The organism is Rhizobium sp. PAMB 3182 (assembly GCF_052908355.1).
Genome location: NZ_CM128607.1, coordinates 2,245,664 through 2,258,483, shown reverse-complemented (window position 1 = coordinate 2,258,483; position 12,820 = coordinate 2,245,664). Strand labels below are relative to the sequence as shown.

Annotated in this window: 9 protein-coding genes; 4 read left to right on the top strand and 5 right to left on the bottom strand. The window is 62.1% G+C overall.

Annotated elements, in window-relative coordinates:
* Window positions 1–1,164 (bottom strand): M20 aminoacylase family protein, encoded by a 1,164-nt coding sequence (locus ACU5AZ_RS11035; RefSeq protein ID WP_446822429.1) that lies wholly within the window; start codon window positions 1,162–1,164, stop codon window positions 1–3.
* A gap of 309 nt (window positions 1,165–1,473) precedes the next feature.
* On the opposite strand from ACU5AZ_RS11035, the gene ACU5AZ_RS11030 reads away from it, so the two are divergent.
* The 3 genes from ACU5AZ_RS11030 to ACU5AZ_RS11020 all read left to right on the top strand — a co-directional run bounded on the left by ACU5AZ_RS11030 (window position 1,474) and on the right by ACU5AZ_RS11020 (window position 5,173).
* Complete coding sequence (locus ACU5AZ_RS11030; RefSeq protein ID WP_446822428.1) at window positions 1,474–3,180, top strand: peptide ABC transporter substrate-binding protein; 1,707 nt, start codon at window positions 1,474–1,476, stop codon at window positions 3,178–3,180.
* Window positions 3,181–3,258: 78 nt separating this feature from the next.
* The gene (locus tag ACU5AZ_RS11025) at window positions 3,259–4,269 is read left to right on the top strand and encodes an ABC transporter permease (RefSeq protein ID WP_446822427.1); all 1,011 of its coding nucleotides are present in this window, start codon (window positions 3,259–3,261) and stop codon (window positions 4,267–4,269) included.
* Entirely contained in the window at window positions 4,262–5,173 is a 912-nt protein-coding gene (locus ACU5AZ_RS11020) for an ABC transporter permease (RefSeq protein ID WP_446822426.1), read from the top strand. Before ACU5AZ_RS11025 ends, ACU5AZ_RS11020 begins: the two co-directional genes overlap by 8 nt.
* A 90-nt stretch (window positions 5,174–5,263) precedes the next feature.
* Here ACU5AZ_RS11020 and ACU5AZ_RS11015 read toward each other — a convergent pair whose 3' ends face one another.
* From ACU5AZ_RS11015 to ACU5AZ_RS11005, 3 genes are all read right to left on the bottom strand, one after another.
* Window positions 5,264–6,979, bottom strand: coding sequence for a thiamine pyrophosphate-dependent enzyme (locus tag ACU5AZ_RS11015; RefSeq protein ID WP_446822425.1), 1,716 nt, complete (start codon window positions 6,977–6,979; stop codon window positions 5,264–5,266).
* A gap of 9 nt (window positions 6,980–6,988) precedes the next feature.
* Entirely contained in the window at window positions 6,989–8,638 is a 1,650-nt protein-coding gene (locus ACU5AZ_RS11010) for an FMN-binding glutamate synthase family protein (RefSeq protein WP_446822424.1), read from the bottom strand.
* Window positions 8,639–8,862: 224 nt separating this feature from the next.
* Window positions 8,863–10,485, bottom strand: a complete 1,623-nt coding sequence (locus tag ACU5AZ_RS11005; RefSeq protein ID WP_446822423.1) for an ABC-F family ATP-binding cassette domain-containing protein — start codon at window positions 10,483–10,485, stop codon at window positions 8,863–8,865.
* A gap of 166 nt (window positions 10,486–10,651) precedes the next feature.
* Between ACU5AZ_RS11005 and ACU5AZ_RS11000 the strand changes: the two genes are divergently transcribed.
* Complete coding sequence (locus ACU5AZ_RS11000) at window positions 10,652–11,170, top strand: hypothetical protein (protein WP_446822422.1); 519 nt, start codon at window positions 10,652–10,654, stop codon at window positions 11,168–11,170.
* A gap of 21 nt (window positions 11,171–11,191) precedes the next feature.
* On the opposite strand, the gene ACU5AZ_RS10995 is transcribed toward ACU5AZ_RS11000, so the two are convergent.
* Window positions 11,192–12,739, bottom strand: a complete 1,548-nt coding sequence (locus ACU5AZ_RS10995; protein ID WP_446822421.1) for a trimethylamine methyltransferase family protein — start codon at window positions 12,737–12,739, stop codon at window positions 11,192–11,194.
* Between the last annotated feature and the right edge of the window lie 81 nt (window positions 12,740–12,820).

Here is a 12,820-nt window from a genome sequence, read left to right as displayed (position 1 = left end):
TCAGGCAGCAAGAGCCGTTTCGGCGAGCGTCACCCAGTAGCTGATGCCGTACGGGATCGCTTCGTCGTTGAAATCGTAGGATGAATGATGAAGGATCGGCGTGTCGCCATTGCCGATGAAGACAAAGGCGCCCGGCCGGCTTTCCAGCATGTAGGAGAAGTCCTCGGCGCCCATCAACGGCGCGACCTCGTCCTCGACTGCGGCAGCTCCGGCAACGTTGCGGGCGACGGAGACGACGAAATCGGTTTCGCGGTCATGGTTGACGGTGACGGGATAGCCACGGCGATAATCCACCTTAGCGCTGCCGCCGTAGATGGCGGCGGTCGCGCTCGCCACTTCCTCGATCCGGGTCGCTGCGAATTCGCGGACTTCCGGCGATAGCGTCCGGACCGTCCCCGAAAGTTTCACCTCGTTCGGAATGACGTTGTAGGCGTCGCCGCCGCGCAGCATGGTGACGGAAATGACCAGCGATTCCAGCGGGTCCGTCTGGCGCGACACCAGTGACTGCAGGGCGATGATGACATGAGCGGCAATGGCGACCGGATCGATCGTCTTGTGCGGCGTCGAGGCATGGCCGCCCCTGCCGATAACGGTGATGTCGAAGGTATCGGCCGCCGCCATGATCGAACCCTTTCGGGTGGTGAACTGACCAACCGGCAGGCCGGGCATGTTGTGCATGCCGTAGACTTCGCTGATAGCAAACTTCTCCATCATGCCGTCCTTGACCATGGCGAGGCCACCACCACCGCCCTCTTCGGCAGGCTGGAAGATGACGGCAACGGAACCCTTGAAATTGCGCGTCTCGGCGAGGTACTGGGCGGCACCGAGCAGCATTGCCGTATGCCCGTCATGCCCGCAGGCATGCATCTTACCGGGCGTGTTCGACGCCCACGGCACGCCGCTGGTCTCGCTGATCGGCAATGCATCCATGTCGGCGCGCAGGCCGACGGTCGGGCCCTCTCCGTGGCGGCCCTTGATCAGGCCGACGACACCGGTGCGGCCGATACCAGTCTCCACCACATCGCAGCCAAACTCCTTGAGCTTCTCAGCAACGAAGGCCGACGTCTTGACCACGTCGTAAAGCAATTCGGGGTTCTGGTGGATGTGGCGACGCCAGCCGGAAACCTCTTCCAGCATGTCCGTGGCGCGATTGATCAAAGGCATTTTCAGTTCCCGTTCGTTATAAAAATGGATGTTTGAGCGGGATATTGCACAGCCGTAAACAGGTTTTGCAAGGTGCAATTTTCTTTCTTGAATGGAAAATAGGAGCGTGCTTAGATGCCAGCGATTTTAGTGGGGCTGTTGGCACAACCCTGTCAAACGCTTGAGGAGACTCACAAATATCTTTCTGCCGCCCGTTGGGAAAAACCCATAATTATCAACGATTAAAATAGGGCGCGCCAAGACATTCCAGGTCTGAAAATCATCAAGACCTGGCTGCTCTCATGACAAAAACACAAGGGGAATAGTGTTATGAAGAAACTGAAGGCTCTCATGGCCGGTACGGCTCTGGCAGTGTCCGTTCTCGGCGGCGTCGCGCATGCGGCACGCGGCACGGACGGCGATCTGAAGATCATTTTCTGGCAGGCCGTTTCGACCATGAACCCGTATCTTTCGGGAGGAACGAAGGAAGTCTACGCGGCGTCCATGGTCATCGAACCGCTGGCCCGCTACGACGAGAAGGGCAATCTCGTTCCGATGATCGCCGCGGAAATTCCGACCGTGGAAAACGGCGGCGTGTCGTCCGACCTCAAGAGCATGACCTGGAAGCTGAAGCCCGACCTGAAATGGTCGGATGGCTCGCCGGTCACGGCTGACGATGCCGTCTTCACCTGGAAATATTGCACGGCGCCGGACGGCGGCTGCGCCCAGGGCGCCTATTTCGAAGGCGTGAGCAATGTCGAGGCCGTCGATCCGCAGACGGTCAAGATCACCTTCTCCGAAGCCAAGCCCTACCCCTACAGCGCCTTCGTCGGCGCCCAGTCGCCAATCATCCAGGCGGCACAGTTCAAGGACTGCATGGGTATCAAGGCACCGGAATGCACGGACGCCAACTTCCATCCGATCGGCACCGGCCCGTTCGTCGTCAAGGATTTCAAGCCGAACGACGTCGTGACCTTCGAAGCCAATCCGAACTATCGCGACGCTGAAAAGCCGGCCTTCGCGACCGCCACGCTGAAAGGCGGCGGCGACGCTGCTTCGGCTGCCCGTTCCGTTCTGGAAACCGGCGAGTTCGATTACGCCTGGAACATGCAGGTCGAGCCGGAAATCCTCGACCAGATGATGCAGGCCGGCAAGGGCCATCTCGAAACTGCCTTCGGCACACAGGTCGAGCGTATTGACATCAACCACTACAACCCGGATCCCGCGCTCGGCGACAAGCGTTCGACCAAGGAAGCCGGTCCGCATCCGTCTCTGGCCGATCCCGCCGTCGACCGGGCACTTTCGCTCGCCATCGACCGCGAAGTGCTGGTTGAAGCCGGCTACGGCGCTGCCGGCAAGCCGACCTGCAACATTCTCCCGGCTCCGGAAATCTATGCTTCGACCGATGTCGACTGGTGCCTCAAGCAGGACATCGAAGGCGCCAAGAAGCTTCTCGACGACGCCGGCTGGAAGCCCGGCCCGGATGGCGTGCGCGTCAAGGACGGCGTTCGCCTCTCCTACCTCTTCCAGACCTCGACCAACTCCGTCCGTCAGGGCAGCCAGGCCCTGATCAAGGATTGGTGGAACCAGATCGGCGTCGAAACCGAACTGCGCAACATCTCCGCCAACGTCTTCTTCGGCGGCGACCCGGCATCTCCGGACACCTTCCAGAAGTTCTATGCCGACGTGCAGATGTACACCAACAACTTCGACGGAACCGATCCTGAGAAGTACATGGCGAGCTGGATGTGCGACAAGATCCCGGGCCCGGCCAACGGCTGGCAGGGCGAAAACATCGTTCGCTACTGCAATCCGGAATATGATGCGTTGGTGAAGGAACTCGGCAAGACCGCAAAGCTCGAAGAGCGCGCGACGATTGCCAAGAAGCTCAACGACATGCTGACGAACGAGTTCGCGCAGATCCCGCTGATCCACCGCGGTCAGGTCTCCGCGGTGAGCAACACGCTCGAAGGCGTGCGCATGAGTGGCTGGGATTCCGAGCTTTGGAACGTGGCCGATTGGTCCCGCAAGAAGTAATCCGCTTTGCCGGACCCGGGCAGATCGCCCGGGTCCGGCCCTTGCATGAAGCGGTAATGCGGACCGGAGCAAATTCCCATGTTTAATTACACGCTGCGTCGATTGTTCTTCGCAATTCCGACGCTGCTCGTCATAAGTTTGATCATCTTCGCCCTGCTCGATCTGGCGCCTGCCGATCCCCTGAGCGACCTTCCCCTGACCATTCCGCCGGAAGTTCGCGAGCAGATCAGGAACGCGCTCGGCCTCGATCAGCCCTTCCTCATCCGATACCTGAAATGGCTGCACCAGTTCTTCGTCAATGAGCCGCTCAACATCCTGCAGCAGACGACAGGCATCGTGATCGGTGATCCGCATCGGCTGCGGATCCTGTCCTGGGCGACCAGAAGCCCGGTTGTCGACCTGATCGTGCAGCGCATGCCGCAGACCCTCTGGGTGGTCGGCCTGTCCTATGTTTTCGGCATCATGCTGGCGATTCCGATCGGCGTCATCTCCGCCTACAAGCAGTATTCGATCTTCGACCAGATCGGCACGTTCGTCTCGATGGTCGGCTATTCGGTGCCGACCTTCTTCACCGGCGTTCTCTTCATCGTCATCTTCAGTTCCACCCTGCAATGGTTCCCGTCCGTCTACGACACGACGCTTTCCGTGACGGACTGGTCATCCTTCGTCGCGCAGGTGAAGCAGATGGTGCTGCCGGTGACGGTGCTGACCCTCTACAACACGTCGCAGATCAGCCGCTTCGTCCGCGCCTCGATGCTGGAAAACCTGCACCAGGACTATGTGCGCACGGCACGCGCCAAGGGCGTGAAGGAAAAGACGGTGCTTCTGGTGCATGTGCTGCGCAACAGCCTGATTCCGGTCGTGACCGTCATCGCCCTCGGCGTCCCGACGATCTTTTCCGGCGCCATCATCACCGAGCAGATCTTCCGCGTGAACGGTCTCGGCCAGCTGCTGATCACCGCGATCCAGGGTGCCGACCTGCCGCTGGTGCAGACGCTCACCTTCATCTTCGCCGTCCTGATCGTGCTCTTCAACCTGATCGCGGACGTGCTCTACGGCATTCTTGACCCGAGGATCCGCTATGACTGACATCGCCCAGCCAGCCCTGCCGGAAAAGCGCCGGAGCGCGCTCGGCGACCTCTGGCACCGCTTCCGCCGCCACAAGGGCGGAGCGGTCGGCCTGTTCACCTTCCTCTTCATCCTGGCGGTCGTCTATCTCGGACCGTTGGTCCACACCGTCGATCCGAACAAGCTGGACATCCGCGCCAAGAACCAGAGCCCCTCGCTTCTCCATCCCTTTGGAACGGACAATCTCGGCCACGACATGCTGGCGCAGGTCATGGCCGGCGGGAAAGTGTCGCTCGCGGTCGGCATAACCGCCATGCTGCTTGCGATCGTCATCGGCACCTTTGTCGGTGTCCTTGCCGGTTACATCAAATGGCTGGACGGTCCACTGATGCGGTTGACCGACCTGTTTCTGGCCCTGCCGCTCTTGCCGCTACTGCTCGTCGTCATCATGCTCTTTCGCGATACGCTGCGCTCGGCCTTCGGCCCGACCACCGGCATCTTCATCCTGATCGTCTTCGTGATCGGGATCACCAGCTGGATGCATACGGCCAGAATTGTGCGCGGCGACGTGCTGGCGGTCAAAAACCAGGAGTTCATCCTGGCGGCCAAGAGTGGCGGCACACGGGAATACAACATCATCCTGCGCCACCTGCTGCCGAACGTGATGAGCTCCATCATGGTCTCGGCGACGCTCGGCATCGCCTCGGCGATCATCACGGAATCGGCGCTGAGCTTCCTCGGGCTCGGATTTCCCTCCGACTATCCGACCTGGGGCCGGCTTCTGTTCGACGGTTCGCCCTTCCTGCAGATAACCCCGGCCCGCGTCTTCTGGCCGGGCCTGGCGATCTCGCTGACGGTGCTCAGCATCAACTATGTCGGCGATGCGCTGCGCGACGCACTGGATCCGCGTTCGTCCCGTCACTGATCGCGGCAGGCTTTCAATTGGAAAGGGCGGCGTCCGGCAAGGACGCCGCCCTTTCGCATCTGTGGGAAGAGTCGGCGCACCATGCCGCAGCTATCGCAGGAAATTGTCGCGCAGCAGCGATATGACCTCGTCGGTGCGCCCGTTGAGAACGGCCTTGGCACCGAAGAGCGCGGTCGAGGCGACCTGTCCGAACTCAACCTTCGGCGGCATGATGAGCTCCATCCGGTTCACCTTGACGTCGAGAAGTGCCGGACCGTCATGGGCAAGGAAGCGCTCCATCGCCGGCCTGAGATCGGAGGCGCGATCCACCCGGTGGCCCCAGAAGCCGCAAACCTCCGCCAGCCGGGCAAAATCAGGGTTCTTCAGTTCCGTGAAGGCATCGAGCATGCCCTCCACCCGCTGCTCCATTTCCACGAAGCCGAGCGAACCGTTGTTGTAGACCAGAAGCTTGACCGGGAGTTTCTCCTGCACGAGCGTCAGCAGATCGCCCATCAGCATCGTCATGCCGCCGTCACCGCAAAGCGCCACCACCTGCCGCCCGGGATAGGCCGCGGCAATTCCCATCGCCTGCGGATAGGCGTTCGCCATCGTGCCGTGCAGAAGGCTCGTTAGGAACCGGCGCCGGCCATTGGCCGTCAGGTGCCTCAGGCTCCAGAGCATCGGACTACCGCCATCGGCGGTGAAGGCCGCGTCCTCGTCCGCAAGCTCATCGAGCATCTGCGTCACGAATTGCGGATGGATGAGGCTGTCGTCCTTTTCCTCCGCGGATGCGGTGTAGGCATCCCGATCCTCCTTCCATTGCTTGAGAGCTGCATCGAGATGCTTGCCGCCCGGCCGCTGCTCTATCATCGGCAGCAAGGCGTCGATGGTCGCACCGACATCGCCGACCAGTCCGAGGTCGACCGGCGTGCGCTTGCCGATATTGTCCGTCGAGATATCGACCTGAGCGATCGTCGCCTTCTCCGGATAAAATTGCGAATAGGCGAAATCCGTGCCGAGACACAGGAGCAGGTCGCAGCTGCCGATCGCGTCCATGCCGGCGCGGTTGCCGAGAATGCCGGTCATACCGACATTGTGTGGATTGTTCGGCTCGATGAACTCCTTCGAACGCGTCGTGTGAACGACCGGCGCGCCGATCTTTTCGGCAAGCGCCATCACCTGGTCATGCGCGTGGCGGGCGCCAATGCCCGCATAGATCGTCACCTTCTCATGCTCGCCGATCAGCCGGGCCAGCGCGCCGAGTTCGTCGTCGCTCGGCCGGATGACGGGCCGTGGCCGGTTGACGGCCCAAGGCGTCTCGTCGGCGACCTTTTCCTTGAACATATCGCCATTGACGATGATCACCGCCACGCCCTTTTTCGTCAGGGCCGCCTGCGCCGCCATGGCAGTGATCCGCCGGGCCTGGTCGGGATGGGAGATCGGCTTGCAGAAGACGGAGGCCTGTTCGTAAATCCGCTGCTGGTCGACCTCCTGCGGAAAGCCGAACCCGACCTCCTGCCGGTCGATGTTGGAGGCGATCAGGACCACCGGTGCGCCGTTACGGTGGCTTTCGAAGATGCCGTTGACGAAATGCAGGCTGCCCGGACCGGTCGTCCCGGCGCAGACCGCGAGTTCAGCCGTCATGTAGGCCTCGCCGCCGGCGGCAAGCGCGCCGGTCTCCTCATGGCGCACATGCACCCATCGAAGATCGGAAGAATGAATGGCATCGACGAAGTGATTGATCGTGTCGCCGACAATCCCGTAGCAGCGCTCGGCTCCTGCCTTCAGAAGCGTGTCGACGATGACCTCGGATACGGTTTTTGACATGGGATACTCCTAGACGACGGCCTGCTGGCTGCCTTTTTTGGCGCGGACGCTCTCCAGATCGGTCCGCGGTTTGAAACTTTCCGGCGTCGCGGCCTGCCACCAGTCCGCATAGACCGTGTCCTCCGGTGCATCGAGCAGCACGCCTTCCGGCAGGAAGGGATAGATCAGGTCCATGGTCTCGGCCTTCTCCGGCCCGACCCGGTGCATGACATGATGCGGAGACAGTTCGCGCGGATGTTCGAGGCCTGCGGCCGCGATCATGTCGGCCAGCGAATCGAGCGTCTTGGCGTGAAAGCGCGCGGCGCGCTCGGCCTGTACCTCCGGCACCAGCGCCCGCATGCGCGACGGATCCTGCGTCGTCACGCCGGTGGGACAGGTCCCGAGATGACAGCGCTGCGCCTGGATGCAGCCGACGGAGAACATGAAGGCGCGGGCCGCGTTGCACCAGTCTGCGCCGATCGCCATGTTGTAGGCGAGCCCCATGCCGGAATAGACCTTGCCGGAGGCGGCGAGCTTGATCTTCGGCTTCAGCCCGGCCCCGACCAGCGCATTGCGCATCAGGATCAGCCCTTCCTTCAGCGGCATGCCAACCCAGTCGGAAAGCTCCAGCGGAGCAGCGCCCGTGCCGCCCTCCGCGCCGTCGACGACGATAAATTCCGGTGTGATGCCGGTCTTCAGGATAGCCTTGACGATGGCGAAGACCTCATGCGGCTGGCCGACGCAGAGTTTCAGGCCCACCGGCTTGCCGCCCGAAAGCTCGCGCATGCGGGCGGCAAACTCGAGCATCTCGATCGGGGTGGAAAAGGCCGTATGACCGCGCGGCGACAGCGCATCCTGATGAACCGGGATCTGCCGGATGCGGGCGATCTCCTCGGTCACCTTGGCAGCCGGCAGCAGGCCTCCATGGCCGGGCTTCGCACCTTGGCTGAGCTTGATTTCCGTCATCCGGACGTTGTCGCGCTGCGCACCGTCGCGAAACTTCCCGGCGTCGAAATGCCCGTCCTTGTCGCGCGCGCCGAAATAGGCCGAGCCCAGTTCCCAGACGAGGTCGCCGCCATGCTTCAAGTGATAGTCGCTGACACCACCCTCGCCGGTGTCGTGATAGAAGCCGCCCTTCTTCGCCGCCATGTTGAGCGCCTCGACCGCATTGGCGGACAAGGCGCCGAAGCTCATGGCCGAGATGTTCAGGATCGAAGCGTCGTAGGGTTTGCTCGTCTGGTCGTTGCCGACATGAACCCGCGGCGAGCGATCCGGGTTTTCGGCCGGCGCGATCGAGTGGGAGAGCCAGTGATAGGTGCTGGCGTCGGTGTCGCGCTCGGTGCCGAAGGGATGCGTGTCGGTGACCCCGCGTGCCCGGGCATGGACGAGATTGCGCGCCTCGAAGGAAAATGGCGTTCCGTTGAGATCGTCCTCGACGATATAGGCGCGCAGAAAGGGGCGAAGATCATAGAAGAACCAGCGCAGGCGCCCGGCAACGGGATAGTTTCTGGTAATGGTCCAGCGTGTCTGGAAGAAATCGTAGAACCCGAGAACCACGAGCCCGACAGCCGGCACCAGAAGCAGGAACCACCAGACATTCCGCGCCATCAGGAAAAGACTGAGGATGGAGATGATGAAAGCGGTGATGGGAATGATGGTGCGGCGTATGAACCCTACCATATGAGTTTGTCCTCCTTCGGTTGCGACCGTTAGGGAGAACACTTGGGACTCCGATCACCCATGTCCAGCGGGTGCGCGGCATTTAGACTGCTGCCGGGGAACGACAAAGGGTCGCAAGGCGATGCGTCTCGAAAGCCAAAGCCACCCGCAGCCGATCAATCCCGTCAGGGCCTGGATTCCGTCAGAGAAGACCAATCTGGCCGGCTCGATGCCGGCCGGGGCGCTCAGGAATGCAGCCCCGGCGCTTCCTGGCCGGTGCGCTCGACATATTCCGTATATCCGCCGCCATACTGATGGATGCCATCCGGCGTCAGCTCCAGCACGCGGTTGGAAAGAGCGGCGAGGAAGTGACGGTCGTGGGACACGAACAGCATGGTTCCCTCGAAGGTGGATAGCGCCTTGATCAGCATTTCCTTGGTGTCGAGGTCGAGGTGGTTGGTCGGTTCGTCGAGCACGAGGAAGTTCGGCGGGTCGAACAGCATAGCCGCCATCACCAGCCGCGCCTTCTCGCCGCCCGACAGCACCCGGCAGCGCTTTTCGACATCGTCGCCGGAAAAGCCGAAACAGCCGGAAAGCGCCCTGAGCGGCGCCTGCCCGGCCTTCGGAAAGCGTTCCTCCAACCATTGCAGGATGGTCAGGTCGCCGTCGAGCAGGTCCATCGAATGCTGCGCGAAATAGCCGAGCTTGACGCTGGCGCCGAGCGTCACGACACCCTTGTCCGGCTCGGCCGTGCCGGTAACGAGCTTCAGGAGCGTCGACTTGCCGGCGCCGTTGACCCCCATGATGCACCAGCGCTCGCGGCGGCGGACCATGAAATCGAGCCCGTCATAGATCGTCCGGCTGCCATAGGCCTTGTGAACGCCCTTGAGGTTGACCACGTCCTCGCCCGAGCGCGGCGCCGGCAGGAAATCGAACGCCACCGTTTGGCGCCGGCGCGGCGGCTCGACGCGGTCGATCTTTTCCAGCTTCTTGACCCGGCTCTGCACCTGGGCTGCATGCGAGGCGCGCGCCTTGAAGCGCTCGATGAACTTGATTTCCTTGGCCAGCATCGCCTGCTGGCGCTCGAACTGGGCCTGCTGCTGCTTCTCGTTTTGCGCCCGCTGCCCCTCGTAGAATTCGTAATCACCGGAATAGCTGGTCAGCGAGCCCGCATCGATCTCGATGATCTTTGTGACGATGCGGTTCATGAACTCGCGGTCGTGCGAGGTCATCATCAGCGCGCCGTCATAGTTCTTCAGGAACGCCTCCAGCCAGATCAGGCTTTCGATGTCGAGATGGTTCGACGGTTCGTCGAGCAGCATGACGTCGGGGCGCATCAGCAGGATGCGGGCCAGCGCCACGCGCATCTTCCAGCCGCCGGAAAGCTTGCCGACGTCACCATCCATCATTTCCTGGCTGAAGCTCAGGCCCGCCAGCACTTCGCGAGCCCGTCCTTCCAGCGCATAACCGTCGAGCTCCTCGTAGCGCGCCTGCACCTCGCCGTAACGTTCGATGATGGTGTCCATCTCGTCCATGCGGTCGGGATCGGACATCGCCGCCTCAAGATCGCGCAACTCGGCCGCGACCTCGCTCACCGGTCCCGCCCCTTCCATGACCTCGGCAACCGCCGAACGGCCGGCCATCTCGCCGACATCCTGATTGAAGTAGCCGATGGTGATGCCCTTTTCGGCGGAAACCTGGCCTTCGTCGGGCAGCTCCTCACCGGTGATCATCCGGAACAGCGTCGTCTTACCGGCGCCGTTCGGTCCGACAAGGCCGATCTTCTCGCCACGATTCAGGGCGGCCGACGCTTCGATGTAGAGAATGCGATGGCTGTTGGACTTGCTGATGTTTTCGATGCGGATCATGGAAGCGGTGACCTTGAGGAAAATCGCGCCCCCTATGGCACGGCCCGCCGGCAAAGTCACCTGCCGAGCGCCGATCAGAGGGGCGCCGTCCTTTAGGGCGCCGAGTTTGCGGTGGCGGTTCGACGGCGACGCCGCTATGAGGAGGCCGCAAGCATCAGGAGAGCGGATGTCCCCGAAGCCGAAACGCGGCCGCGCCGACTACAAGAAGCGGCTCAAGAAGGAATTCCCGGAGATCCACGAGGATCTGCGCGCCGGAAAATATGCAAGCGTTACAGACGCCGCCATTGCCGCAGGCATCAAGAAGCGGCGCGACCGGCTGGACGATCTGAAGGCCGCCTGGACAAAAGCGAGCCGCGGGGAACAGGACGACTTCCTGACATGGCTCGGTGGCATAACCATGCCGCAGCCGCAGTCGCCGGAAAAAGTGGCCGTTCCATCCTCGCCGAGCTTCGTCGGTCCACGCGCCTCCGCGATCGCCGCAGGCCGCTACCTGCTGCCGCATGCGGCAGCGCGGGTCGAGGACATCATGATCCGCAGAAAGATGAAGCCTGCCGACATCATGGCGGAAATGGGCTTCGACAGGCGCGACACCACGCTCGCCCGGGCGCTGATCCACGGCTCGAGCCTGCGGCTTGCCGTCATTGCCGCACTGGAAACATGGCTTGCCGAGAACGACAAACCCTAGCGCGCGGGCAAGGAACGCCCGTCAGTACCAAGCGTCCGGCAGAGCCGTCTTCTTGCGGGTGACGAAATCCAGGAGCGCCTCGTCGACGGCCTCGTCGAGCGGCGGCGCCTCGTATTCGGCGAGCATCTTCTTCCATTGCCGGTTGGCGCGCGTCGCCATGTCCGTCGATCCGCCTTCCTGGCTCCATTTTTCGAATGGCTCATTGTCCGAAAGGCCGGAATCCCAGAATGCAGTCTGGTAGTTGCGCATCGTATGGGCGGAGCCAAGGAAATGACTTCCCGGCCCGACTTCCGTGAAGGCGTCCATGGCCAGCGTATTGTCATCGACCACGACGCCGGCGAGATAGGAGTGCAGCGCGCCGCAGAAATCGGCGTCCATGACGAACTTCTCGTAGGACATCGAGAGAAGCCCGTCGAGGAAGCCGGCCGAATGCAGGATGAAATTGGCGCCGCAATGGACCGCCGACAGCATCGACATCACGCCCTCCTGCATCGCCTGCGCATCGGGCAGCTTCGAATTGGAAAAGTTGCCGGCGCAACGCATCGGCAGGCCGAGGCGCCGGCAGAGCTGACCGATCACCATCGAGCCGATCGCCGGCTCCGGCGTGCCGAAGGTCGGAGATCCGGACCTGAGCGACATGGAGGAGAGGAAATTGCCGAAGATCACCGGCGCGCCCTTGCGCTCGAGCTGCGTGAGCGCGCAGCCGGCCATCGTCTCCGCATAGGATTGCGCGATCGCGCCGGCATTGGTGACCGGCCCCATCGCGCCGCCGAGGATGAAGGGAACGATGACGGCGGCCTGGTTCGCCCGCGCATAGGCCCTGAGCGATTTCGTCATGGTGCCGTCCCAGACGAGCGGCGAATTGACGTTCACATTGCCGAGGATCACGCAATTGCTGTCGACGAAATCGGCCCCGAAGAGAATGCGCGCCATCGCGATCGAATCCTCGGCGCGGTCTTCCGCCGTGATCGACCCCATGAACGGACGGTCCGAATAGCGCATGTGGCTGTAGACCATGTCGAGGTGGCGCTTGTTGACCGGCAGATCCACCGGCTCGCAGATCGTGCCGCCGGAATGATGCAGCCAGGGGCTCGATTGCGCCAGCTTGATGAAGTTGCGGAAATCCTCGATCGTGCCGTATCGCCGCCCCTTGTCGAGATCCATGACGAAGGGCGACCCATAGGCCGGCGAGAAGACGACATTGCTGCCGCCGATCCTGACCGACTTTTCCGGATTGCGCGCATGCTGGGTGAACTCGATCGGCGCGCTCGCAAGAATCTCCTTCAGCATGCCGGGTTCGAAACGGACGAGAACGCCCTCGACTTTGGCGCCAGCTTCGCGCCAGAGATCGAGCGTCGCCGGGTCGTCTCGAAATTCGATACCGACCTCGCTCAAGATGCGGTCGGCGGTCTCCTCGATACGAAGAAGGCTTTCCTCGCCGAGAATGTCATAGGTCGGAATATTGCGGACGATATAGGGAACACCCTTGATCTTCGCGGAACTGTCCCGCCGCACGCCGCGCCCCGCTGGTCGCGGCCGTCTTTCGATGGTGATGTCTGCGGCGTCCATTGGCGATCTCCCATAAATTTGAATTAGAGTATCGCGGCACGGATGACCTGTAATCTTGGAAATTTCTTTTCCTTCCTATAA

Coding starts and splice junctions, on each gene's coding strand:
- ACU5AZ_RS11035 (WP_446822429.1), bottom strand. CDS start 1,164: ATGCCTTTGATCAATCGCGCCACGGACATGCTGGAAGAGGTTTCCGGC.
- ACU5AZ_RS11015 (WP_446822425.1), bottom strand. CDS start 6,979: ATGTCAAAAACCGTATCCGAGGTCATCGTCGACACGCTTCTGAAGGCA.
- ACU5AZ_RS10995 (WP_446822421.1), bottom strand. CDS start 12,739: ATGGACGCCGCAGACATCACCATCGAAAGACGGCCGCGACCAGCGGGG.
- ACU5AZ_RS11000 (WP_446822422.1), top strand. CDS start 10,652: ATGTCCCCGAAGCCGAAACGCGGCCGCGCCGACTACAAGAAGCGGCTC.
- ACU5AZ_RS11025 (WP_446822427.1), top strand. CDS start 3,259: ATGTTTAATTACACGCTGCGTCGATTGTTCTTCGCAATTCCGACGCTG.
- ACU5AZ_RS11010 (WP_446822424.1), bottom strand. CDS start 8,638: ATGGTAGGGTTCATACGCCGCACCATCATTCCCATCACCGCTTTCATC.
- ACU5AZ_RS11005 (WP_446822423.1), bottom strand. CDS start 10,485: ATGATCCGCATCGAAAACATCAGCAAGTCCAACAGCCATCGCATTCTC.
- ACU5AZ_RS11030 (WP_446822428.1), top strand. CDS start 1,474: ATGAAGAAACTGAAGGCTCTCATGGCCGGTACGGCTCTGGCAGTGTCC.
- ACU5AZ_RS11020 (WP_446822426.1), top strand. CDS start 4,262: ATGACTGACATCGCCCAGCCAGCCCTGCCGGAAAAGCGCCGGAGCGCG.